We start from the raw sequence: 21,848 nt of genomic DNA, 5'->3' as shown, positions 1-21,848 counted from the left end.
TACAACCCTCGAAACCATTCTCAATAACGTTTCCAGCGTGTTCAAGACCTATGAACTCGGGAAACTCTACTTCCAATTCCTGAGAATGAATAAAACCGGGCCGATCATCGAACTGGCCCCCACCCAGGAAGTCGACTTCCCCTTCCGCGTCGGCCGCTGCGCCATCCTCCGCCTGCCCCTCACCACCCGAGCGCTCGCCATCGGCATCTGGACCGGCACCGAGCCCGACGAGGACAGCGCCATGCTCCGCGCCCTCCAGGCCCACATGGAGCACGCCCTCAGCGACGACGGCACCCTCCTCGACCGCTTCCAACGACCCAGCCACATCACCGCGGACTCCGACAGCGAGAGGCCCCAGGCCGATGCCGAGTGACCTCCACATCGTGCCGGTGACCCTCGCCCAAGCCAAAGACTTCGTCACCCAGCACCACCGCCACCACAAGGCACCCGTAGGCCACCGATTCAGCATCGGCCTGGCCGACATCACCAACACCCTCATCGGCGTCGCCATCGCCGGCCGACCCGTCGCCCGCCACTACGACGACGGCCTGACCCTCGAGGTCACCCGCACCTGCACCCTCGGCACGCGGAACGCCAACTCCAAGATCTACGGCGCCGTCCGACGCATCGCCACCGAGATGGGCTACCAGCGCCTCATCACCTACACCCACGCCACCGAGAGCGGCGCCAGCCTCAGGGGAGCGGGCTGGACCCACACCTGCACCCGGGCCGCCCGCCCCGGCTGGAACTGCGCCACCCGCAACCGCGCCGACCACGGCGTCGACCGCACCGAGCGCCTCCTGTGGGAGGTGCGCCTTGCCCACTGAAGCCGACCACCAGCGCGCCCTCGAAGACAGTGTCCGCACCATCGTGGCCGACGCGGCACTCAACATCGACGACGAGTTCGCCCTGCTCGACATGCTGGGGCTGATGGCGTGACGCTCAGCCCCCACCAGTTCCTGCCCGAACACCTCGACCGCATCCAAGACGAACTCCGCGACCGCTACCCCCAGGCCCAGATCAACCTGTCCGGACGCCCCCTCGCCGACGGCAGCGCCAACGTCAGCCTCGACCGCATCGTCCTGCCCAAGGAAGCACGCGGCCAAGGCCACGGCAGCGCCATCCTGCGCGACCTCCACACCGCGGCCGACGCCCACGGCTGGACAGTGTCGCTCACCCCCAGCACCGACTACGGCGGCACCAAATCCGGCCTCGACCGCTTCTACCGACGCCACGGCTACACCCCCAACAAGGGGCGCAACAAGGACTACGAGATCAGCAACACCATGATCAGGAGACCCGGACAGTGAGACTCCGCCGCCTCAAGCAACACGACGCCTCACGCGACCTGGCCCGCAAGCGCCTGGCCCGCCTCCCCATCCCCGACGCACTCTCCTGGGGCGACGTCTGCCTCGCAGGCGTCTGGCGCGAACTGGAGGACTACCGCAAGGACAGCGCCCCACACCGACTCGACGAAGCCCGCCGCGGACTCCAGAGCATGCTCGGCCTCATGGACGACCTACAGAACCGTCTCCCGTAGATCCACCGTGCTACCTGGCGAGACGACCCCTCCAGTCCGCCTCGCCAGGAGACCTCAAGAGCTTCGGGAACCAACCAACAGGGTTGGCGTCAACCCTGTTGCCACGACTCGACGGCATCTGCAACGGAATCGAACACGTCCAGGTACCGATCGACTCCAGTCACTCTCAGGACACGCTGCACGTGCTGAGTCGGTCCTACCAGCGCTAGCTGTCCACCACATGCCTTAACGCCACGATGGAAATCCAAGATCGCCCTCATTCCCATCGAATCCATGAAGGTCAGCTCCGACGCATCCATCACCACCCGTGGCTGCCGTGCCAACCCAAGGACCGTCCCAAGCTCATGCATGAGATACGGGGCGGTCGAAATGTCCAACTCGCCACGTAGTTCAACAACCTGATGATCGCGAACGTTGGCAGCCACCGCACTGAACGGCATGGCAAGCCCCCAACGTCCGACTACTCATCTGAACCAAGTGCAATCGCAACGTTACGCCTGAGCGCCGCCCGATTACTGGAAAATCCAAGAGGCGTAATCCCGATCAAACGCCAGAGAGTGCCAGATCCATGGCTGCCGCACCTCGGGTGAACGACGGCCGGAGCAAGTCGGCGTAAATCCGGTAGGTCGTCTCGATCGAGTCGTGCCCCAACCACTTGCTGACGTGCGTGATGTCCGCACCGTTCTCGATCGCATGCGTGGCGAAAAAGTGCCTCAGGTTGTGCTGCTTGACCTCCGGCCGCAGGCCAACCTTCCTCCGCGCACGGGAGAAGGCGGCCGAGAACGCCGAGTGGCTGACCGGTTGGCCTGCCTTGACGGGGGAGGGGAACAGCGGCTCGCCGTCGGCGATGCCGTACCGCGCCACGTGCTCCTGATATTCACGAAGGACGTCCCGCGGCAGCGGGATGATCTTGCCCTCGCCGACGTCCTTGTGCTTCAGCGGCCCATATCCCACACCATGGTCAAGCCACTGCTCGTCGATGTAGATGGTGTCCGTTCCACGCAGTAGCCCGGCGCGCGCGCCCAGCGCCTCGCCTTGACGTAGGCCACACCCGGCCATAAGCCAGATAGCCAACCGGTAGCGGGGACCGATGGCGTCCGCCAGGGCCCCAACCTCCTCCACGAGCGGGAGGACGCGCTTGCCCACCTTGGCCTTGGCCAGCTCGTGGCCTTTGGCTGGGTTGTCGTCCCGCCACTTCAACCGAATGGCCAGCTCGAAGATCGGACCCAGAAGGTTGACCACACACGTCTGGATCAGCCCCGGCTCCGCTCCAGACTTCTTCAGCTCCTGGATGAACTGGTTCACGATGTCGAAATCGACCTCGGCAACCGACATCTGTCCGAGGTACGGCAGCACATGATTGGTCAGCGCGGAGTCGTACTTACGGATAGTGCTCGCCGACAGCGAGGACCGCTGCTCCAGCCAAGAGGAAGCGAACGTGGACAGCAGGGGAGCGGCCCCCCTGGGCCGCATGCCCTGGCGGATCTTGCGCTTGAGCTCGTACTGCGCGCAGAGGTGGTCCAGGGCCTCGGTGTGCGTGCTGAACGTGAGCTCACGCTGCTTGCCCTCGATATCGCGCCAGCGAGCAACCCGCGGGCACTTGCAGCGGGACTTCTCGCCGTGCTTGCAGAAGGCGGGACGCAGGACGGAACCCATCCCGCGACGAAGGGTGGCGGTAGCCATGAGGTGTCCTTCATGGGCTGGTGAGGCCCTGGTTGGTGGTGGTGGGGTCAGCATATGAACGCGTGATCACCAAGTCCACAGGAATATCTCTGAAAGCTGCGCATGTAGTGTGACTTTCGCCATATTGACTGAGGAGTTGATACCCATGGTGCGCTGGTCGGGTGACCACCAAACACACCAACCAGGGCCTCACCAGCCCACGCGACCAGTTCGCCGACATCGCCCTCATTGACGCCGAGATGCTCTGCGAACTATGGGGTGTCGAGAAGGAATGGATCTACGACCAGGTAGAGAAGGGCGGCCTGCCACACATCAAGCTCGGCCGCCGGACCACGCGCTTCTCTGTCCCAGACCTGAAGAAGTGGATGGCCGAACGAACCATCATCAGACGAGGGCGCGAACGCCGCGCAGCCTAGGGGCCTGAGATTTGAAGGCCCTGCGAACATTACGCCTAAGCCCTCCCACGGGAGGGCAGGAGCCCGCAGCCGATCTTAACGGCCGCGGGCTCCTTCGCGTCTAGCTGGCGAAGTCGAACTCGATACCGATGCTGTCGAGCACGTCCGGGTTGATGAAGTGGACCCCCGGCCGCTCGACGATGTAGTGCTCCATCAGTACCTCGCGCGTGTGCCCCAGGCGCTTGGCGATGTAGATGCCGCTGACCCCTGCATCCAGCAAGGCGATGGCGTGCGTGTGGCGCAGGTTCTTCATCGGGATCGGTGCGAGCCCCGCAGCGACCGCTGCGGCCTCAAAGATCTTCCCCCACTCATCGGGGTCTAGGTACGGCGATTCGACCCTCTGCGGCTGTTCTGAGTCCTCCACGGGCATTCCGTTGCGCCTGCGCCGCTGCTTGCGGGAGTACTCGTTGGCCGAGGCCGTGCACCACGGCCCGTTGCATCTGCCGGTGTAGTAGTTGTTGTAGTGGCCGTGCTCAAAGAGCCGTCCGGTCTTGGGCGACACGATGGGGCCCAGCGCCTCACAGGCCGCCATCAACTCCTCAACGGTTGGACGAGGACTTTCGTCCTTCGGGGTCACCAGGTAGGCCGGGAACAGAAGATCGTCGCCCGACAGCCCGTAGTCGTCGATGTAGGAGCGCAGCACCCGCAGGATCTCGTTGCCCAGGTCGACCTCACGGTCCTTGCCGGTCTTGGTCCCGGGCATCTCGATCAGGCGATAGGGGTACTCCGGCAGCAGCCGGGAGAGCTTGACCACCCGCTTGTTGATCGCGAGCCGCGCCCGCACGAAGTTGACATCGGACACTCGCAGCGCGGCCATCTCGCCGAACCGGGCGCCCACGGACGCCTGGGTCATCGCGTAGGTCTTGGCCGGGCGGTTGGGTAGGTGCGGCAGGAAGGTGTTGAACATCGCCATGTCCCAGGCGTGCTGTGGAGCGCGCTGGAAGGACGGTGTCACCTGACCTTCCACCGGATTGTCGTCCCGGTAGCCGTCGTTCCGGGCCATCTTCATCAATGCGGACAGCGCGGAACGCACGACCTTCATCGAGGAAGCCGGAGCACCGTCTTCCTCCAGCTTCAGAAGGAGCCTTCTGATGTTCTCGCGCCGCAGTTCCGCCACCCGGAAGTCCCCGATCAGCGGAACCACGTGCCGGAACAGCACCGCCCGGTACTGGAGCTTGGTGTTGGGAGTCACTCGGTGCTGCTCGAGGAAGATCGGAATGAACTCTTCCAACGTCACCGTGGCCCGGAACTTGGGATCCGTGCCCATGAGCGAGTCTGCGGCCTCCTCCATCTGCTTGGCGACCTCCAGTGCTCGGTCGTAGGAGTCGAAGGTGCCGGCGCTCTTGTACCGGTGGACCAGTTTTTTGATCTTCTCGGTTGTGCCGTTGCCTCGCTCGACCACTTCTGTGACCCACTCGCCCTTAGGCTCGCGGTACATCCCGGTGTAACGGTCAGTGCCTCGCTTGCCACGGTTGGTCTTCACGTATGCCATTGCCAGCCCCTCTTCGCACGCTTTCGCGTGTCCGGTATGTGCACCTTAGGGACTCTTTGGCGGTAGAAATCTCGGTAGAACACGCCCGATCCGGCACCGCCCGGCACGCTCCGCCACGAGGGGGCAAATTGCCCTTGACCTGGGGTAGGAGTTGCTACGCGACACCTGACCGTGAGCAAACCCATGCTTGCTCGTGACTTGTTCGACGCATAACCTCGACGGCAGTGAGGAGTTACTCCGCGCAGCGCGGATTGCCATACCGGTGAACGACGTACGAGCGAGCTCGATTGACCGAGACAGGCGAGGTGTTGGCCAGGTGGGCCGACGCCCGGTCGGTCTTGGCTTGATATCGGTCCACACGCCGATCGGGCTGTCCGTGCCGCGCACGTGACCCCTCCCGTTTTTCAGTCCGCGTTTTGAAAGTCTTGTGACGCGAGGAGGGCGGGGAGCACATGGATCCGCTGGTCGTGGTGTTGCTGGTGGCTGTGCTCCTGTTGGTGTTCGTGACGATGGCGACACTGGTGATAGTGCTGCGGCGTACGTCCGGGCACGTTCCAGGTACGGCGAAGCCGTCCCCCGAGCAGGAGGCCGCCGTCCACGAGGAACTGGAGCAGGCGCGTCTGGAGGCCGGGGAGATCCGCGCGAAGGCGGAGACCGACGCCGAGGACATTCTGCGCAGGTCGGAGCAGGCGGCGGCGAGCGCGACGCAGATGCGGCGGGAGGTCGAAGAGGAGAGCCGGATCCTGAAGACCGAGCTCAAGGAGCTGCGCACCGACCTCGAACGCCGGGAAGGCCGGCTGGCCGAGCGTGAGCAGCGGCTCGACGAGGAGGCACGGCGCCAGAGCGAACGCGACCGCAAGCTGGCCGAGACCGAGACGGAGCTGGCCGGGCGGCGCGAGGAACTGCTGCAGGTCGAGGACGAGCGCCGGGCCATTCTGGAGCGGGTGTCCGGGTTGAGCGCGGATCAGGCCAAGTCCGAGCTGGTCAAGGAGATCGAGAACCAGGCCAAGCGCGAGGCGGCGCTGATCATCCGCGACATCGAGGGCACCGCCCGCAAGGAGGGTGAGAAGCGGGCTACCAAGATCGTGACGCTGGCCGTACAGCGGGTGGCGGCCGAGCAGACGGCCGAGTCGGTCGTCAGCGTCCTGCACCTGCCGGGCGACGAGATGAAGGGCCGCATCATCGGCCGCGAGGGGCGCAACATCCGCGCGTTCGAATCCACGACCGGCGTGAACCTGATCATCGACGACACCCCGGAAGCGGTGCTTCTGTCGTGTTTTGACCCGGTACGCCGGGAAACGGCAAGGCTCACTCTCGAAAAGCTCGTGCTCGACGGGCGTATCCACCCGCAACGCATCGAAGAGGCGCACGACCGCAGCCGCCAGGAGGTCGCCGACCTGTGCGCGCGGGCCGGTGAAGACGCCCTGGTCGAGCTGGGCATCACGGACATGCACCCCGAGCTCACCCTGCTGCTCGGCCAGCTCCGCTACCGCACCTCGTATGGACAGAACGTCCTGAAGCACCTCATCGAGTCCGCGCACATCGCCGGCATCATGGCCGCCGAACTCAAGATGGACCAAGCGCTCATGAAACGCTGCGCCCTGCTGCACGACATCGGCAAGGCCCTGACGCACGAGGTGGAAGGCTCCCACGCGCTGATCGGCGCGGAGATCGCCCGGCGCTACGGCGAGGACGAGGACGTGGTCCACGCCATCGAGGCCCACCACAACGAGGTCGAGGTCCGGACCGTCGAGGCCGTACTGACCCAGGCCGCCGACGCCATCTCCGGCAGCCGCCCTGGTGCGCGCCGCGAGTCGCTGGAGGCCTACGTCAAGCGGCTGGAGCGGCTGGAGGAGATCGCCCAGTCGTACGACGGCGTGGACAAGGTGTTCGCTATGCAGGCCGGGCGCGAGATCCGCGTGATGGTGAAGCCGGACGCGATCGACGACATCCAGGCCCAGGTGATCGCCCGCGACGTGGCCAAACAGGTCGAAGAAGAACTCACCTACCCGGGGCAGATCCGCATCACCGTCGTCCGCGAGTCCCGCGCCACCGAGTTCGCCCGCTGACGGGATTTCGTCTCGCCAGCGGCGAATCCCCCTTTCTTCTGTTACGGCAAGCCACCGCCACCACCACCCGCCGACGTGCGCCGGGGCAGGTCGGGGGGATCGCTTCTCACGTCGGACGTGGCACCCGCCGCAACGGCCCTTCGTCAACCTCCCCCACGGTTCCGATGGCCCGGACGCCGCACTAGAGGGTGAGGTGTCCGAGGACAGGGCTGAGAGAGCGGCGACCGTGAGGCGGCAGAGCCGGCGGAGGGGGGCGGGCCGTGAGGCGTGGGACAGAGAGGGCGTGAGGCCGGGGGCCGGGGGCTGGGAGGGCGGAGACCGTGAGGCGGCAGGGGCTGGCAGGGGCTGGCAGGGGGCGTGAGGGGCTGGGGTTCTTGGGGGGTGGGGATTAGGGGGTGTGGAGGGCGGTTAGGAGGTGGTTTGCTTGGGTGATTATGGGGGGTAGGGCGGCGGTGGGGTCTGGGGAGCGGGCCAGGAGCATGCCGGCTTCGCACAGGGCGCCGAACATCAACTGACCTCTGATCGCCAACGCTTCGGCGGGGAGTGTGTCGTCGGTTGCTCGCATGGCGTTCAGCAGGACGCGCAGGGTGTGGGCTTGCTGGATCTGGCGTACCTCTTCCCAGCCCAGCACCGATGGCGCGTCCAGCAGGACGATGCGGCGGAAGCCCGGGTCGAGGCAGTGCTCCAGGAAGGTGCGGCAGCCGTGCCGCAGCGCGGTCCACGCGTCGGGGGATGCGGCGCCCACCTCTTCCAGGTGGGCGGCGATCTCCTCCTGTTCGCGGGTGAAGGCGGCGCGGAACAGGCCGAGTTTTCCATCGAAGTGGTGGTAGGCGGCGCCCTTGGTGACCCCGGCCGTGGCGGCGACGGCGTCGATGGAGGTGGCGGCGTAGCCGTACTCGCCGAACAGCTTTCGCGCCGCGCTGATCAGCTGCGACGTGGTCGTGTCCGAGCGCTCCGCCTGCGTGCGGCGCGTCATCTTCGTGCTCCCCATTGACTTGCATACTCGCGGTACGTAACTTCGAAGGCACGTTACCTACCGTCAGTATGAAACACGGAGGCGAGTCGTGAACATCGCCGTCTACGGGGCCACCGGCCACACCGGCCGCCTGGCCACCGCCGAATTACGTGCCCGGGGCGCGGAGGTCATCCTGGCCGGGCGCGACGAGGGCAAGCTCAAGGCCATGGCCGACGAACTCGGCGGGGCCCGGGTCCGTCAGGCCGCACTGGACGACCCGGCGGCCCTGCGGGAGCTGGCCGCCGAGGCTGACGTACTGATCCATTGCGCGGGGCCGTTCACCCACACCGGACGGCCGGTCGCGCGGGCCGCCGTCGACGGCGGCTGCCACTACGTCGACCACGCGCTGGAGCAGCACCACACCGCCTGGATGTACGCGGAGATGGACGCCCGTGCCCAGAGCGCCGGCATCACCATGGTCACCGCGATGAGCTTCTACGGCGGGCTGGGCGACCTGCTCGCAGGCGCCGTGGCGGCCGGGATGAGCGAGGTCGACCGGGTCACCGTCGCCTACGCGGTGAGCGACTGGATGCTGACGACCGGCGCGAAGGGGACGGCCGAGCTGCTGTTCGCCGACACGCGGCGCATCACCTACACCGACGGCGCCTTCCACGTCGGCGACATCGAACCGCGCAACGCCGTCTACCCCTTCCCGCCGCCGCTGGGGCCGCGCAGCATGATCGCCCCCCTTCCGTCGTCGGACGTCGTCACCATCCCCCGCCACGTGACCGCCCGCCGGGTGGAGGCGCAGCTCACGGCCGACACGTTCAGCGACGAACGCGCGTTCACCAACGAACACGTCGACGCCGCCACGCGCGCCGGTTCCCACTTCACCGTCGCCGTCCAGGTGGTGACGGCCGACGGCAACCGGGCCGGTCAGGCAAGCGGGCGTGACCTGTGGGGGGAGAGCGCGGTGGCTTCGGTGGAGGCCGCTGTGCGCCTGGCCGACGGCCGCGGCCCCGACCGTCCGGGCGTCTACGGCCCCGCTCAGGCCTTCGCCGCCGCGCCGTTCTTGCGCGATCTGGAACGGCTCGGCCTCTTCACGCTCACCCTGCCCGAACCCCTCACCCCCTCCTGACCACCCCGGGACATCGGGTTGAGGGAGGAACACCGGGAGAAATGCCGCACAGAGCACGCCGCGCGGGGTGCGTTGCGTGGGGCTGTTGAGCGGGTGGAGGACGCCGCGCGGGTGTCGGATGGGCTGGGTTACCGAGAAGGGTGTCGCGATGATTCTTGTTACCGGAGCCGCAGGTGGTTCCCAGGGTGGTACCGGGCGCTTGGTCGCCGAGCTGCTGCTTGAACGTGGTCACCAAGTGAGGGCGTTCGTGCGCCGGGACGACCATCGAGCCGAAGAGCTCAAAAAACGGGGCGCCGAGGTGGTGGTCGGTGATCTGCGGGAGGTCTCCCAGGTGGTCAAGGCGTTCGAGGGGGTCTCGCGGGTCTACTTCACCTACCCGGTTACCGCGGGACTGCTGGACGCCACCGCCTCGGTCGCCGCCGCGGCCAAGCGGGCAGGGGTGGAGCGGGTGGTGGAGGTGTCGCAACTGGACGCCTCACCCGAGGCGTTCACCCCGCGCATGCGCCGCCACTGGCTGTCGGAGCAGGTCTTCGACTGGGCCGACGTCGGTGCGGTGCATCTGCGGGCCGCGGTGTTCTTCGAAAACCTCAAGGTGGCGGCCGGCGAACGTGAGCTGGCCCTTCCGCTGGGCGCGCCGGACACGAAGATCCCGCTCATCGCCGCCGAGGACGTGGCCAGGGTGGCGGCCGGGTTCCTGGAGGAGGCGGGGCCGGTGGACCGGGTCGTACCACTGACCGGGCAGATGGCGACGGCCGGGGAGGCCGCGGCGGCGCTCGGGCTGGAGTATGTGGACGTCGCGCCGGAGGTCTGGGAGGAGCGGGCGATGGAGCGGTATCAGGACCCGTACACGGTGGATCATCTGACCCATCTGTGGGGGATCTTCCGGTTCATCGGTTCGGGCGACCATCCGCTCTACCGCGTCACCGACGTGATCGAACGGGTGGGCGGGCGGGCGCCGCTGCTCATCGGCCGGAGCTAGCTGAAGATCTGCTGGTAGAAGGCCAGCTCGGCGGCCAGGGCGGTGGTGCGGGTCTCGGCGCGGCGGAAGCCGTGGGATTCGCCCTCGAACGCCAGGTACGTGCACGCGATGCCCCGCTCCAGCAGCGCGTCGGCGAACGCGCTCGACTGCTCCGGGGGCACGATCGGATCCTCCAGCCCCTGGAGCAGCAACATCGGGCAGGAAACCCCGGACACCAGGGCGAGCGGCTCGCGTTCCGCGTAGACGGACTCGTCGGCGCCGACCAGCCACTCCATGTAGCGCGACTCGAAGTCGTGGGTGTGCGCGATGAGCGGGGCCAGCGCGCTGACGCCGTAGTAGGAGACGCCGCCGGCGAACACGTCGGAACGGCAGCAGGCCGCCATGACCGTCCAGCCACCGGCGCTGCCGCCGCGCACCGCGATCTTGGCCGGGTCGGCGAGGCCCTCGGCGGCCAGCCATTCGGCGGCGGCGACCGTGTCCTCGACGTCGACGACGCCCCACTGGCCTTTGAGCCGGTCGCGGTAGGCCCTGCCGTACGCGCTGGAGCCGCCGTAGTTGACGTCGAGCACCCCGATGCCGCGCGAGGTGAAGAACGCCTTCTCCAGGTCGAGCTCCGACTGCGCGTGCCCGGTGGGGCCGCCGTGCACGAACACCACGTACGGCGTGCTGCCCTCCTGGCGCACCTCCGGGTTGGCGGGCGGGTAGAGGAAGCCGTGCACGTGCCGTCCGAACCTGCCCTGGAACTCGACCGCGCGCGCCTTGGGCAGGTAGGCGATGTCGGGCAGTTCGTCGATGCCGCGCCGCAACGCCTCCACCCGGCCGGTGACCGTGTCGATCCTGACCACCGATCGGGGGACGGCGCCGCCGTACCCGAGCCCGATGACGGACGTGCCGTCGGCGGCGAGCTTGGGCTCCCAGCCGTCGTAGGGGACGTCGAGGTCGGTGAGCTCGCCCGAGTCGGGGTCGAGCAGCGCCAGGCGCAGGTCCCCGCGGCCGTGCACGACCGCGAGTCGCCCGTCGCCGAGCGGCAGGTACGGCCGGCCGCCCAGCACCCACAGCGGCCACGCGAACTCCTCCTCGGCCGGGAAGAGCGCCTGTGCGGAGGTGCCGTACATGGTGATCTGGTAGAGGTTCCACCAGCCTGACCAGTCGGAGACCAGGTAGAGGGTCTGGTCGTCCTTCCACTGCGGGGAGAGGACGGACTCGGACGAGCCGCCCTTGACCGTCCAGGAGGAGCCGTCCTCAAGGCGCAGCACGCGCAGTTCGGTGCCGTTCCAGGGCATGCGCGGGTGGTTCCAGCAGATGTAGGCCAGGTGGCGGCCGTCGGGGGAGAGGGCGGGGGCGGCGTAGAAGTCGGCGCCGGTCACCCATTCGCGCGGGTCGCCGCCCTCTAAGGGGACCGAGACGATGGCGCGCACGACCTTGCCGTCGCCGGTGTGGCGCTCGCGTACGCACCAGACCTGGTCGTCGCGGACGAGCAGGTCGGCGTAACGGGCGCCGTCGTCGGGGGTGAGCGGCCGTGGCTCGCCGTCGAGGAGGTAGAGGCGCTGGTCGGGCTGATGGGTGAAGACGATCAGGTTGTCGGCGGTGACGGCGTAGGGGCGCCCGCCGTACTCGTGGACGCGGGTGCGGGCGTTCCAGGGGGCGGGCAGCAGCTCGCTCCGTGCGCCGTCGGCGGCCCTGTGCATGATCGTCGTGCGGCCGCCCTCGTCGGGGCGGTCCTCTGTCCACCACACCTGGCCGGACTGGGCGCTGGGCCAGCCCAGCCGCAGGGCCGCACGCGCGACGTCGGTGGTGGAGATGGGGGAAGGCCACGGCATAGCGGCATCCTGCCGGAAAACGGCCGCTCGTGAGGGGTGGTCGCGTGGAACCACCCCTCACGGACTCAGGCGATGTTGCCCATGTCGTTGGTCAGGGCCACCGGCTTGGCCGCGGTCTTGCGGCTGCGGCGGCTGCGCTTCTCCAGCCAGTTGGCGAACCAGCTGAGGAGCATGTTGAGCCCGATGTAGAAGACGCCGATGAAGATGGCCGCTACCAGCTTCGTGCCGAAATGCACCGAAGGCAGGATCTTGAAGCCCATGTTCAGCAGGTCGATGTAGGTGATGATGTAGCCGAGCGCGGTGTCCTTGAGCAGGACCACGAGCTGGCTCACCACCGCGGGCATCATCGCGGTGAGCGCCTGCGGGAGCAGGATCAGCCGCATCACGCCGCTCTTGCGCATGCCGATCGCGTAGGCGGCCTCCGACTGGCCCTTCGGCACGGCGAGCACGCCGGCCCGCACCACCTCGGCCAGCACCGACCCGTTGTACAGGGTCAGGCCGATCACCAGCGCCAGCAGGCCGTAGTCGCCGCCGCCCATCAGGTCGGGCGCCAGGAACCAGATGAAGAAGATCAGCAGCAGCAGCGGGATGGCACGGAAGACCTCCACCACCCAGCCCGCCGGGATCCTGATCCACCTGTGGTCGGAGAGCCTGGCCAGGCCGAAGACGGAGCCGAAGATCAACGCGAAGATCGAGGCCAGCACCGCCGCCGTCAGCGTGCCCTGCACGCCGGGGATCAGGTATTGGTTCCAGGTCTCCCACTCGAAGAAGGGCGCCCAGATGTTGCCGGCGAACTGACCCTTCTCGTTGAGCTTGACCACCACGAACGCGGCGATGGCCAGCAGGGCGACCACGGTGATCATCGTGTAGAGGTTGTTGCGCAGCCGCGCCTTGGGGCCGGGGGCGTCGTAGAGGACGGTTGCCTGCGGCTTGGTCATCGCGCCACCGCCAGTCGCTTGGCCAGCCAGCCGGTGAACCAGCCGATCGGGAGAGTGACCGCCATGAAGGCGATGACGAGCCCGATGAAGATCGGGATGGAGACGCCCGTGGTGTCGAAGGTGTCGTACATCACGAAGGCCGCGTCGGCCAGCAGGCCGCCCGCCTGGGCCACCGTGGTGTTCTTGATCAGGGCGATGATGACGCTGCCCAGCGGCGCGATGACCGCGCGGAAGGCCTGCGGGAGGATGATCAGCCGCAACGTCTGCATGAAGGTCAGCCCGACCGCCCGCGCCGCCTCCGCCTGACCCATGGGCACGGTGTTGATGCCCGAGCGCAGCGCTTCGCAGACGAACGTCGAGGCGTAGATGGACATGGCCATCACGACCAGCCAGAACGCGTTGTCGTACGGCTCGTCCGAGAACGTGAGCCCGAGCGTGTCGCTGAGACCCAGTGCGCTGAACGCCAGCAGCAGGGTCAGCGGCGTGTTCCTGACGACGTTGACGACGGTCGTGCCCGCGGCCCGGAGGACCGGGATGGGGGAGACCCGCATCGCCACCAGGATCGTGCCCAGGACCAGCGCGAGGACCGTGCAGATCGCCGACAGTTGAAGGTTGACCAGGAAGCCCTTGAGAAGGTCCGGCCCGTATTCAATGAGTTCGTCCATTGTGCTCCACCGCATATAGCAGCGGCGGCCGGATCACCGGCCGCCGCGACATGGGCGTGTCCTTACGCGCAACCCTCGAAGGGCGGCGCGGCGGTGGGCGCCGTCAGCCCCTTGGCGTCGCCGAACCACGTGGTCCAGATCTTCTGGGCCTCGCCCTTCTGGTACAGCGAGGTGACGGCCTTGTTGACCGCCTCGCAGGTCTTGGTGTCGCCCTTCTTCAGGCCGATGCCGTACTTCTCGTCGGTGAACGGGTCACCGAGGATCTTGAAGTTGCCGCCGGCCTGCTTGGCGAAGCCCGCCAGGATCAGGTCGTCGGTGGTGACCGCGTCGAGGTTCGAGCCGCTCAGCTTCTGCACGCACTCCGAGTAGTTGCTCGCGCCGACCAGCTTGGCCGGCAGGCCCAGCTTGCCGTCCGGCGGCGGGTCGGTGATGCGCTTGTAGGAGTTGGAGCCCGCGGCCTGGCAGATCCGCTTGTCCTTGAGGTCCATCGCCTTGGCGATGGCCGCGTCGTCCGCGCGGACCATGGTGTCCTGGTGGGCGACGATGTACGGCCCGGCGAAGGAGACCTTGCCCTTGCGCTCCTCGGTGATGGAGTACGTGGCGAAGATGATGTCAACGGTGCCGTTCTGGAGCAGCGCCTCGCGGTTCTTGGAAGGCGCCTCCTTCCAGGTGATCTTGACATCCTTGCCGGCGGCCAGTTCCTTGATGACGGCCTTGGCCATGTCGACGTCGTAGCCGACGGGCTCGTTGCCGGTCTTCAGGCCCAGGCTGGGCTGGTCCCACTTGGTGCCCACGATGATCTCGCTGGCACCGGTCACCTTGTCGACCACGGTCGAGTAGCTGCCGCCCCCGCCGCCGCCACAGGCCGCCAGTCCGACCGCGAGTGCGGCCACGGCGCCCGCGGCGCCGATTCGACGCTTGTACATGAGTCTTTACCTCAATCTTCAGTGCGTGAGGATCTTCGACAGGAAGTCCCGCGCCCGGTCGGTCTGGGCGTTGGTGAAGAACTCGTCAGGGGTGTTCTCTTCGACGATCTGCCCGTCGGCCATGAACACGACCCGGTTGGCCGCCCTGCGTGCGAACCCCATCTCGTGCGTGACGACCATCATGGTCATCCCGTCGCGCGCGAGCCCGATCATGACGTCGAGAACCTCCTGGACCATCTCCGGGTCCAGGGCCGAGGTGGGCTCGTCGAAAAGGATCATCTTCGGATCCATCGCGAGCGCTCTGGCAATCGCGACGCGCTGCTGCTGCCCACCCGAGAGCTGCGCGGGGTACTTGTCCGCCTGCGTGGCGATGCCCACCCGCTCCAGCAGCTCCATCGCCCGCTTGTCGGCCTGATCCTTCGCCGTGCCGCGCACCTTGGTGGGGCCCAGGGTGACGTTCTCGCGGATCGTCTTGTGGGCGAACAGGTTGAACGACTGGAACACCATCCCGACCTCGGACCGGAGCTTGGCCAGCGCCTTGCCCTCGTCCGGAAGCACCTGCCCGTCAAAGACGATCTTCCCGGCGTCGATGGTCTCAAGCCGGTTGATGGTACGGCAGAGCGTCGACTTCCCTCCACCCGAAGGGCCGATCACGACCAGAACCTCGCCACGGGAGACGGTCAGGTTGATGTCCCTCAGGACGTGCAGCGCCCCGAAGTGCTTGTTGACGTTCTCCATTTGTACTAGTGGAGACGCGTGCCCGTTCTCCGTCATGGATGCAACCTAAAGGGCGTAAGGACGCTGGTCACTAACCAGGCGGTACCGATCCGATCACATCACGCCACCAAGCTGGAGTTTTAGCCAGTGAGGGGGACGGCGCAAGCCGTACAACGACTACCCTTGAACGTGCGATGACTGTTACCCAGGAGAGCGCCCGCACCTACGAAGTGCGCACATACGGGTGCCAGATGAACGTGCACGACTCCGAGCGGCTGTCGGGCCTGCTGGAAGACGCGGGCTACGTGGCGGCGACCGACGGCGAGACCGCCGACGTGGTCGTCTTCAACACCTGCGCCGTCAGGGAAAACGCCGACAACCGCCTCTACGGCAACCTCGGCCACCTGCGTCCCGCCAAGGTCAAGAACCCCGACATGCAGATCGCCGTCGGCGGCTGCCTGGCGCAGAAGGACCAGGGCGAGATCGTCCGCAAGGCGCCGTGGGTGGACGTCGTGTTCGGCACCCACAACATCGGATCACTGCCGGTGCTGCTGGAGCGCGCGCGGATCGCCGGAGAGGCGCAGGTCGAGCTCAAGGAGTCGCTGGAGGTCTTTCCCTCGACGCTGCCGACCAAGCGCGAGTCGGCCTACGCGGCGTGGGTGTCGGTCTCGGTCGGCTGCAACAACACCTGCACGTTCTGCATCGTGCCGTCGCTGCGCGGCAAGGAGAAGGACCGCCGCCCCGGCGACGTGCTGGCCGAGGTCAGGGCCCTGGTCGACCAGGGCGTTCTCGAGGTCACCCTGCTGGGCCAGAACGTCAACACCTACGGCGTGGAGTTCGGCGACCGGCTCGCCTTCGGCAAGCTGCTGCGCGCCTGCGGCTCCGTCGAGGGGCTTGAGCGGGTCCGCTTCACCTCGCCGCACCCGGCCGCGTTCACCGACGACGTGATCGCCGCCATGGCCGAGACGCCCAACGTGATGCACCAGTTGCACATGCCGTTGCAGTCGGGCTCCGACCGGGTGCTGAAGGCGATGCGCCGTTCGTACCGGGCCGAGCGCTACCTCGGCATCATCTCCCGGGTCCGCGACGCCATGCCCGACGCCGCGATCTCCACCGACATCATCGTCGGCTTCCCCGGCGAGACGGAAGAGGACTTCCAGGGCACGCTCGACGTGGTGCGCGAGTCGCGCTTCGCCAACGCCTTCACCTTCCAGTACTCCATCCGGCCCGGCACGCCCGCCGCCACCATGCCCGACCAGCTGCCCAAGGAAGTGGTGCAGGAGCGGTACGAGCGGTTGGTGGCCCTGCAGGAGGAGATCTCCTGGGCGGAGAACAAGAAGCAGGTCGGACGGACGCTGAAGGTGCTGGTCGCGGAGGGCGAGGGTCGCAAGGACGCGGCGACGCTGCGGCTGAGCGGGCGCGCGGGCGACAACCGGCTCGTGCACTTCGCGGTGGGCGACGGCGAGACGCCGCGGCCCGGGGACATGGTGACGGTCGAGGTCACGTACGCGGCACCGCACCACCTGGTGGCCGACGGCGCCGTGCGGTCGCTCCGCCGTACCCGCGCGGGCGACGCGTGGCAGGCCCGCCAGGGCTCCCCCGTCCCGTCTGCGCCCAAGGGCGTCTCCCTCGGCATGCCCACCCTCGGCCGCCCGCCCCTTCCCACCTCTTCCTGCGCACCCCAGTAGATCCTCTATTTCGGTCGTTTCTGCTGGTTTCCCGTTGGATCGGTTCTCTGGGGTTGCTGTCTGGTTCGGTGTGTCCGCCCCTTTTCCGTTACGGCAAGCCGCCGCCCCCGCCGCCCGCCGACCCTGGCGGGCGGCCCGGTTCGGTGGCCGGCAGCCGGACGTGGTCCCCGCCGCGACAACGCACGCAGACCCCCTGCTCCGGCCCCGCTACCCGGTGCCCCGGCTGCCGGGTTAGCCGGGATTGCTGAGTAGGCGGTCGCAGTAGTCCCGGCGGATGTCCGGGAAGGTGGCGCACGGGTTGTGGCCCGGGTTCGGTGCCGGCTCGGGGGCCTGCTGGGCCGGTTGGGCGGGGGTGCCGGTGTTGGCCGGTGCGGTGTTCTGAGCTGGTGGGTTGACGGCCGGCGGGGTGCTGCTCTGAGCGGGTGGGCCGGCTTGGCGGGGGTCGTCCTGGCGGGAGTTGCCCTGAGGGGGAGGGTCGGTGGCCCGGGAGGTGTGGTCGTTCAGGGGTGTGCTGGGCAGGGTTGGGGGGAAGCCGTCTGCCGGAGGTGGGCCCAGGGTTGGGGTTTCCGGTGGAGAGGATGGCGGGGGCGTCTTGCCGGGGGCGGGGATCAGCTGGATCCAGGCGGCGGGGGCGGTGTCGCCGGTCAGGGCGGGGGGCGAGGGTGATGGGGAAAGCGGCGTTACCCGATAGTGGAGTTCGGGTGATCTTTCGGAAGGCCCGAATGCCAGCAGAATGCCGAACCCGGCCACGGTCAAGACGATCACCACGGATATGGCGGACGCCAGCCGGCCCTGCCCACCTGGGCGAATGGCTCCAAAGCGTGACAAGTCGTGATTCCCTGTGATTGAGCGGTGATTGAGGCTGTGATTGTTGTGCGAGCATTCCACTGCTGCGGCTAGTGTGGTCCATCACCCGCGGAAGCCGGCGAGCTTTCCCGATACGACCGCAGGGAGCTGTCCCCCATGCATCACCCGACCGAGCCGGACAAGCCCGAGATCCTCGACGGACCGGGCGAGGAGCCTCGGCGCGCACGCCGTACCCCCTCCAAGAAGAACAAGACGATCATCATCGTCGCGTCGGCCCTGGTGGTCGCGCTCGCGGCGGGAGGCGCCGGCTTCTTCCTGGCCAACGGTGACCAGACCCCGGCCGGGGGTACGCAGCCGCAGACCGTTCAGCAGACGCAGCAGCAGAAGCCGGATCCGCGGCTGGCGGAGGACGAGGACGCCTCGGTGGGCGACGTCACCACCGACGCGCCGAAGGACGGCGACACCGCCGACGAGAACCTTCCCCAGGACGCCGTCCCCCAGAACCCCAACCCGCAGGTCCCGGCCAAGCCGAACACCGCCGACCGCGGAACGCCCAAGCCCGGAACCGGTAAGCCCAGCACGGACAAGCCGGGTTCGGCAGGCAACAACACCACCGCCCCGGACAACCCGGCGGACGGCCCGGCCGGCGAGCTGACCGGCCAATGCGCCGCATCCGGTTGCTGACCCACCCCAACCCCTGACCAGTTCCGTCCGCGTGCCGGAAATCTCGCGTCGCGGGTGGAGTGGTCGGGCGGTTCTGGGGGTGAATGGACCTTCTGGGGTGGCCTGGTGTGACCGTAGGTTCCGGGTATGACGAGTCAGAAGGCCGCCGCCCTGCGAGCTCTGCACGTGCCCGGCGATCCCCTGGTCCTGCCGAACGTCTGGGACGCCGCGTCGGCGCGGGCCGTTCGGGAGGCGGGGTTCGCCGTCGTGGCGACCGGGAGTGCGGCGATCGCGCGTGTGCTCGGCTACGACGACGGCGAGGCCACGCCGGTGGCCGAGATGCTGGCCGCGGTGGGGCGGATCGCGCGGGTCGTGGAGGTGCCGGTGACCGCCGACATCGAGCGCGGCTACGGGCTCAAGCCGGCCGAGCTGGTGGAGCGCCTGCTGGCGACGGGCGCCGTGGGCTGCAACCTGGAGGATTCCGACCCCGGCACCGGCCAGATGATCGACCCGGCGGAGCAGGCGGACTTCCTGGCCGAGGTACGGGCCGCCGCCGGAGGAGAGCTGGTGATCAACGCTCGTGTCGACACCTTCCTGGGCGGCGCCGGGACGCGGGAGGACGCGGCGGCCAGGGCCCATCGGTACCTGGAGGCGGGCGCCGACTGCGTCTACCCGATCCTCGCCCCGGACCCCGCCGCCCTGGCCGCGGCGATCGGCGGTCCGGTGAACGTGATCTTCCACAAGGGTTCACCGTCCCTGGCCGAACTGGCCGCGATGGGGGTGGCCAGGGTGAGCTTCGGTCACGGGTTGCACGCCGCGGCGCATGCCCATGCCGTTCACCTGTTCGGCCGGGTCCGCGAAGGGCACAACCCCTATCTGTAGGTGAACCGCCGTCAGGCGTTCGCATACCCTGGCGGCGTGCTTGTCGCCGCGGCCGTCTGCCCGCATCCTCCGCTGATCGTGCCCGAGCTCGCCGGTGCCGCCGCCCCCGAGCTCGACGGTCTGCGCGCCGCCTGCGCGGAGGCCGTGGCCGCCCTGCGTGCCGCCGCCCCCGACCTGCTGTTCGTCGTCGGCGGTGACGACACCACACGCGAGTACGGCCCGCGTTCGGCGGGTTCGCTGGCCCCCTGGGGCGTGGACGTCAGGACCGGCGTGGGCGATCCGGTGCTGCCGTTGTCGCTGACGATCGGGCGATGGCTGCTGGGCGGCGACCCGGACGGGTTCCTGGCGGTGGCCGTGGACGCCGGTCCCGCCCAGTGCCTTGAGCTGGGGGAGCGCCTGGCCTCCGGGTCGCGGGTCGCGCTGCTGGTCATGGCCGACGGCTCGGCCAGGCTGACCGGCAAGTCCCCCGGCTACCTGGACCCCGCGGCGGAGCCGTACCAGAGAAGGCTGGTCAAGGCGCTCGCCGAGGCGGACCTCGCGGCGCTCGCCGAGCTCGACCCCGGCGAGGCGGCGGAGCTGTGGGCCGGCGGGCGGGCGCCGCTGCAGGTGCTGGCCGGAGCGGCGGCGGGGGTGGAGTTGCGGCCGGAGCTGGTGCTGGAGTGCGCGCCCTACGGGGTCGGGTATGCGGTGGCGGTCTGGAGTTAGGGGCGCTTCGGGACCTGGACGGTCATGAGGTCGCGGGCCACGATCACGTCGCCGTCGAAGACCGCGCGGGCCTCCTCCAGGAAGACCGGCTCGGCGTCGAGGCCGTAGCGCTCGGAGAAGTGGGTCAGGACCAGGCGGCGCGCGCCCGACTCCTTGGCCACGAGCGCGGCCTCCTGCGCGGTCAGATGGCCGTACTCCTTGGCCAGGGCGGCTTCAGCCGACAGGAACGTCGACTCGATGACCAGCAGGTCCACGCCGTCGGCCAGGGCGAAGACGTTCTCGCACAGGCGGGTGTCCATGATGAACGCCGCCGACTGGCCGGGGCGTGGCGTGCTGCACATCTCCAGCGTGACGCCGCGCAGCACGCCTTCCTCCTGCAGAACGCGCACGTCGGGGCCGGTGACGCCGTGCCTTCTGAGGCGTTCAGGGAGCATGCGGCGGCCGTCTGGTTCCTGGAGGCGGTAGCCGTACGACTCGACGGGGTGGGACAGGCGGCGCGCGGTCAGCGGCGGCAGGGTGGCGGTGTCGCCGGAGACGGGGTGTTCGGTGATGGCCTCGGTGTCGGTGAAGACCGCGGCGTGGCGCAGGCGGTTCCAGTACTGCTCGCCGCTGGCCGGGTAGACCGCTTTGACCTCGTGTTGCACGCGGTCGCGCGCGATGCGCTGGACGATGCCGGGCACGCCGAGGCAGTGGTCGCCGTGGAAGTGCGTGACGCAGATCCAGTGCAGCTGGCTGGAGCTGAGCCCGGCGTGCAGGAGCTGGCGCTGGCTGCCCTCGCCGGGATCGAACAGGTAACCCTGCCCATCCCACCGCAAAACATAGCCATTGTGATTACGGTGTCGGGTAGGGACCGCGCTTGAGGTGCCCAGCACGACCAGTTCACGAGAGGACACGATGCTCACCGTCGCCTACGCTCAGCTGCCGACGCCCGTCGGCGCCTTCCATGTGGCCGTCACCGAGGACGGGCTGGTCGCGACGGGCTGGCGTCCGCTCCAGGTCGGCCTCGACGAGGTTCATGACCCGGATCGTACGGCTTTCGTGCTCGATGAGCTGAAGCTTTATTTCGCCGGTGAGCTCAGGGCGTTCGAGACGCCCATCGACTGGAGTCTCATGGCGGGGTCGCGGCGGGCGGTGCTACGGGCCCTGCACGGCGTGCCGTACGGGAAGGTCGTCACCTACGGCGAGCTCGCCCAGCTGAGCGGCACGAGCGTGCCCGCACGCGGGATCGGGTCGATCATGGGCTCGAACCCGATCCCGATCGTGGTGCCCTGCCACCGCGTGCTCGCGGCGGCGGGCCTGGGCGGCTTCAGCGGCGGTATCGGCGTGGAGACCAAACGCTGGCTGCTCACCCACGAGGGCTACCTACAGCCCACGCTGCTGGATCTCTAGCCTTCCTTGCCGTCGATCTTGTCGGCGGCGTCCTTGGCCATGTCGGTGCCCTTGGCGATGTGCTCGTCGAACTTGCCGCCGGTGGCCTCGCTCGCGGCCGTGGAGGCCTTGTCGATGCCCTGGTTGGCGGCGTCCTCGGCCTTCTCGCGCAGGCCGTCCATTATGCCGCCCGCCGAGTCCTGAGTCTGACCGGCGGTGTCTTTGGCCTGTTCGGGGATGTTCTTCAGCTTCTCGTCGTGCCCGCCGAACATCTCCTTGACCTTGTCGAAAATCGACATGTCTTCCCCCGATGTCTCATTGACGGCCCCCCCGAGCCGTCGTCTCCTTCATACCCCTT

At 68.2% G+C, this 21,848-nt stretch carries 25 protein-coding genes; 14 read left to right on the top strand and 11 right to left on the bottom strand.

The window, feature by feature from the left end:
- The first annotated feature begins 37 nt into the window (after nt 1-37).
- Genes ACFWYW_RS11945 through ACFWYW_RS11925 form a run of 5 tightly spaced genes read left to right on the top strand, consistent with a single transcriptional unit; the run spans nt 38 to nt 1,540 of the window.
- Nucleotides 38-373: a hypothetical protein gene (locus tag ACFWYW_RS11945; protein WP_379620678.1), complete on the top strand. Its 336-nt coding sequence runs from the start codon at nt 38-40 to the stop codon at nt 371-373.
- Entirely contained in the window at nt 363-827 is a 465-nt protein-coding gene (locus ACFWYW_RS11940) for an XF1762 family protein (RefSeq protein WP_379620676.1), read from the top strand. Before ACFWYW_RS11945 ends, ACFWYW_RS11940 begins: the two co-directional genes overlap by 11 nt.
- Entirely contained in the window at nt 817-939 is a 123-nt protein-coding gene (locus tag ACFWYW_RS11935) for a hypothetical protein (protein ID WP_379620674.1), read from the top strand. Before ACFWYW_RS11940 ends, ACFWYW_RS11935 begins: the two co-directional genes overlap by 11 nt.
- Nucleotides 936-1,310, top strand: coding sequence for a hypothetical protein (locus tag ACFWYW_RS11930; protein ID WP_379620672.1), 375 nt, complete (start codon nt 936-938; stop codon nt 1,308-1,310). Before ACFWYW_RS11935 ends, ACFWYW_RS11930 begins: the two co-directional genes overlap by 4 nt.
- Nucleotides 1,307-1,540 (top strand): hypothetical protein, encoded by a 234-nt coding sequence (locus ACFWYW_RS11925; RefSeq protein WP_379620670.1) that lies wholly within the window; start codon nt 1,307-1,309, stop codon nt 1,538-1,540. The genes ACFWYW_RS11930 and ACFWYW_RS11925 overlap by 4 nt, the downstream gene beginning before the upstream one ends.
- Before the next feature lie 89 nt (nt 1,541-1,629).
- Here the strand turns inward: ACFWYW_RS11925 and ACFWYW_RS11920 are convergent, their stop codons facing one another.
- Nucleotides 1,630-1,980 carry an STAS domain-containing protein gene (locus ACFWYW_RS11920; protein WP_379620668.1) on the bottom strand — a complete coding sequence of 117 codons (351 nt, stop codon included), beginning with the start codon at nt 1,978-1,980 and terminating at the stop codon, nt 1,630-1,632.
- A 103-nt stretch (nt 1,981-2,083) separates the two neighbouring features.
- Complete coding sequence (locus tag ACFWYW_RS11915) at nt 2,084-3,223, bottom strand: tyrosine-type recombinase/integrase (RefSeq protein ID WP_379620666.1); 1,140 nt, start codon at nt 3,221-3,223, stop codon at nt 2,084-2,086.
- A 161-nt stretch (nt 3,224-3,384) separates the two neighbouring features.
- Here ACFWYW_RS11915 and ACFWYW_RS11910 point away from each other — a divergent pair, with 161 nt between their 5' ends.
- Complete coding sequence (locus ACFWYW_RS11910; RefSeq protein WP_379620664.1) at nt 3,385-3,639, top strand: helix-turn-helix transcriptional regulator; 255 nt, start codon at nt 3,385-3,387, stop codon at nt 3,637-3,639.
- A gap of 100 nt (nt 3,640-3,739) precedes the next feature.
- Here the strand turns inward: ACFWYW_RS11910 and ACFWYW_RS11905 are convergent, their stop codons facing one another.
- Entirely contained in the window at nt 3,740-5,170 is a 1,431-nt protein-coding gene (locus tag ACFWYW_RS11905) for a hypothetical protein (RefSeq protein ID WP_379620662.1), read from the bottom strand.
- Nucleotides 5,171-5,622: 452 nt separating this feature from the next.
- Between ACFWYW_RS11905 and rny the strand changes: the two genes are divergently transcribed.
- Nucleotides 5,623-7,239, top strand: coding sequence for a ribonuclease Y (gene rny, locus ACFWYW_RS11900; RefSeq protein ID WP_379620660.1), 1,617 nt, complete (start codon nt 5,623-5,625; stop codon nt 7,237-7,239).
- Nucleotides 7,240-7,627: 388 nt separating this feature from the next.
- Here rny and ACFWYW_RS11895 read toward each other — a convergent pair whose 3' ends face one another.
- The gene (locus ACFWYW_RS11895; protein ID WP_379620658.1) at nt 7,628-8,215 is read right to left on the bottom strand and encodes a TetR/AcrR family transcriptional regulator; all 588 of its coding nucleotides are present in this window, start codon (nt 8,213-8,215) and stop codon (nt 7,628-7,630) included.
- 88 nt (nt 8,216-8,303) lie between these two features.
- Between ACFWYW_RS11895 and ACFWYW_RS11890 the strand changes: the two genes are divergently transcribed.
- Together ACFWYW_RS11890 and ACFWYW_RS11885 are read left to right on the top strand one after the other, a co-directional pair.
- Nucleotides 8,304-9,332 carry a saccharopine dehydrogenase NADP-binding domain-containing protein gene (locus tag ACFWYW_RS11890; RefSeq protein WP_379620656.1) on the top strand — a complete coding sequence of 343 codons (1,029 nt, stop codon included), beginning with the start codon at nt 8,304-8,306 and terminating at the stop codon, nt 9,330-9,332.
- Between the two features lie 118 nt (nt 9,333-9,450).
- Nucleotides 9,451-10,311 (top strand): NAD(P)H-binding protein, encoded by an 861-nt coding sequence (locus tag ACFWYW_RS11885; RefSeq protein ID WP_379620654.1) that lies wholly within the window; start codon nt 9,451-9,453, stop codon nt 10,309-10,311.
- Here ACFWYW_RS11885 and ACFWYW_RS11880 read toward each other — a convergent pair.
- The 5 genes from ACFWYW_RS11880 to ACFWYW_RS11860 all read right to left on the bottom strand — a co-directional run bounded on the left by ACFWYW_RS11880 (nt 10,308) and on the right by ACFWYW_RS11860 (nt 15,398).
- Nucleotides 10,308-12,131: a S9 family peptidase gene (locus ACFWYW_RS11880; RefSeq protein WP_379620652.1), complete on the bottom strand. Its 1,824-nt coding sequence runs from the start codon at nt 12,129-12,131 to the stop codon at nt 10,308-10,310. The genes ACFWYW_RS11885 and ACFWYW_RS11880 overlap by 4 nt on opposite strands.
- A 65-nt stretch (nt 12,132-12,196) precedes the next feature.
- Nucleotides 12,197-13,069 (bottom strand): amino acid ABC transporter permease, encoded by an 873-nt coding sequence (locus ACFWYW_RS11875; RefSeq protein ID WP_379616481.1) that lies wholly within the window; start codon nt 13,067-13,069, stop codon nt 12,197-12,199.
- Nucleotides 13,066-13,734: an amino acid ABC transporter permease gene (locus ACFWYW_RS11870; RefSeq protein ID WP_379616483.1), complete on the bottom strand. Its 669-nt coding sequence runs from the start codon at nt 13,732-13,734 to the stop codon at nt 13,066-13,068. The genes ACFWYW_RS11875 and ACFWYW_RS11870 overlap by 4 nt, the downstream gene beginning before the upstream one ends.
- A 62-nt stretch (nt 13,735-13,796) precedes the next feature.
- Nucleotides 13,797-14,660 carry a glutamate ABC transporter substrate-binding protein gene (locus ACFWYW_RS11865; RefSeq protein ID WP_379616485.1) on the bottom strand — a complete coding sequence of 288 codons (864 nt, stop codon included), beginning with the start codon at nt 14,658-14,660 and terminating at the stop codon, nt 13,797-13,799.
- Nucleotides 14,661-14,678: 18 nt separating this feature from the next.
- Nucleotides 14,679-15,398 (bottom strand): amino acid ABC transporter ATP-binding protein, encoded by a 720-nt coding sequence (locus ACFWYW_RS11860; RefSeq protein ID WP_376773517.1) that lies wholly within the window; start codon nt 15,396-15,398, stop codon nt 14,679-14,681.
- Between the two features lie 173 nt (nt 15,399-15,571).
- Between ACFWYW_RS11860 and miaB the strand changes: the two genes are divergently transcribed.
- The 4 genes from miaB to ACFWYW_RS11840 all read left to right on the top strand — a co-directional run bounded on the left by miaB (nt 15,572) and on the right by ACFWYW_RS11840 (nt 20,122).
- Complete coding sequence (miaB, locus tag ACFWYW_RS11855) at nt 15,572-17,065, top strand: tRNA (N6-isopentenyl adenosine(37)-C2)-methylthiotransferase MiaB (RefSeq protein WP_379616488.1); 1,494 nt, start codon at nt 15,572-15,574, stop codon at nt 17,063-17,065.
- A 963-nt stretch (nt 17,066-18,028) separates the two neighbouring features.
- Nucleotides 18,029-18,556 carry a hypothetical protein gene (locus tag ACFWYW_RS11850; protein WP_379616490.1) on the top strand — a complete coding sequence of 176 codons (528 nt, stop codon included), beginning with the start codon at nt 18,029-18,031 and terminating at the stop codon, nt 18,554-18,556.
- A gap of 126 nt (nt 18,557-18,682) precedes the next feature.
- Nucleotides 18,683-19,417: an isocitrate lyase/phosphoenolpyruvate mutase family protein gene (locus tag ACFWYW_RS11845; protein WP_379616492.1), complete on the top strand. Its 735-nt coding sequence runs from the start codon at nt 18,683-18,685 to the stop codon at nt 19,415-19,417.
- 36 nt (nt 19,418-19,453) lie between these two features.
- Nucleotides 19,454-20,122, top strand: a complete 669-nt coding sequence (locus tag ACFWYW_RS11840; RefSeq protein ID WP_379616494.1) for a hypothetical protein — start codon at nt 19,454-19,456, stop codon at nt 20,120-20,122.
- Here ACFWYW_RS11840 and ACFWYW_RS11835 read toward each other — a convergent pair.
- Nucleotides 20,119-21,015, bottom strand: coding sequence for a ribonuclease Z (locus ACFWYW_RS11835; RefSeq protein ID WP_379616496.1), 897 nt, complete (start codon nt 21,013-21,015; stop codon nt 20,119-20,121). The two genes, ACFWYW_RS11840 and ACFWYW_RS11835, sit on opposite strands and share 4 nt — an antisense overlap.
- A 1-nt stretch (nt 21,016) precedes the next feature.
- Between ACFWYW_RS11835 and ACFWYW_RS11830 the strand changes: the two genes are divergently transcribed.
- Entirely contained in the window at nt 21,017-21,511 is a 495-nt protein-coding gene (locus tag ACFWYW_RS11830; RefSeq protein WP_379640968.1) for a methylated-DNA--[protein]-cysteine S-methyltransferase, read from the top strand.
- On the opposite strand, the gene ACFWYW_RS11825 is transcribed toward ACFWYW_RS11830, so the two are convergent.
- Nucleotides 21,508-21,789, bottom strand: coding sequence for an antitoxin (locus ACFWYW_RS11825; RefSeq protein ID WP_379616500.1), 282 nt, complete (start codon nt 21,787-21,789; stop codon nt 21,508-21,510). The genes ACFWYW_RS11830 and ACFWYW_RS11825 overlap by 4 nt on opposite strands.
- Nucleotides 21,790-21,848 lie beyond the last annotated feature (59 nt).

The organism is Nonomuraea sp. NPDC059023 (genome assembly GCF_042740095.1).
Taxonomy (GTDB): Bacteria; Actinomycetota; Actinomycetes; order Streptosporangiales; family Streptosporangiaceae; genus Nonomuraea.
Note: the sequence above shows the minus strand (reverse complement) of the source record. Positions and strands in the feature narration are given on the sequence as shown.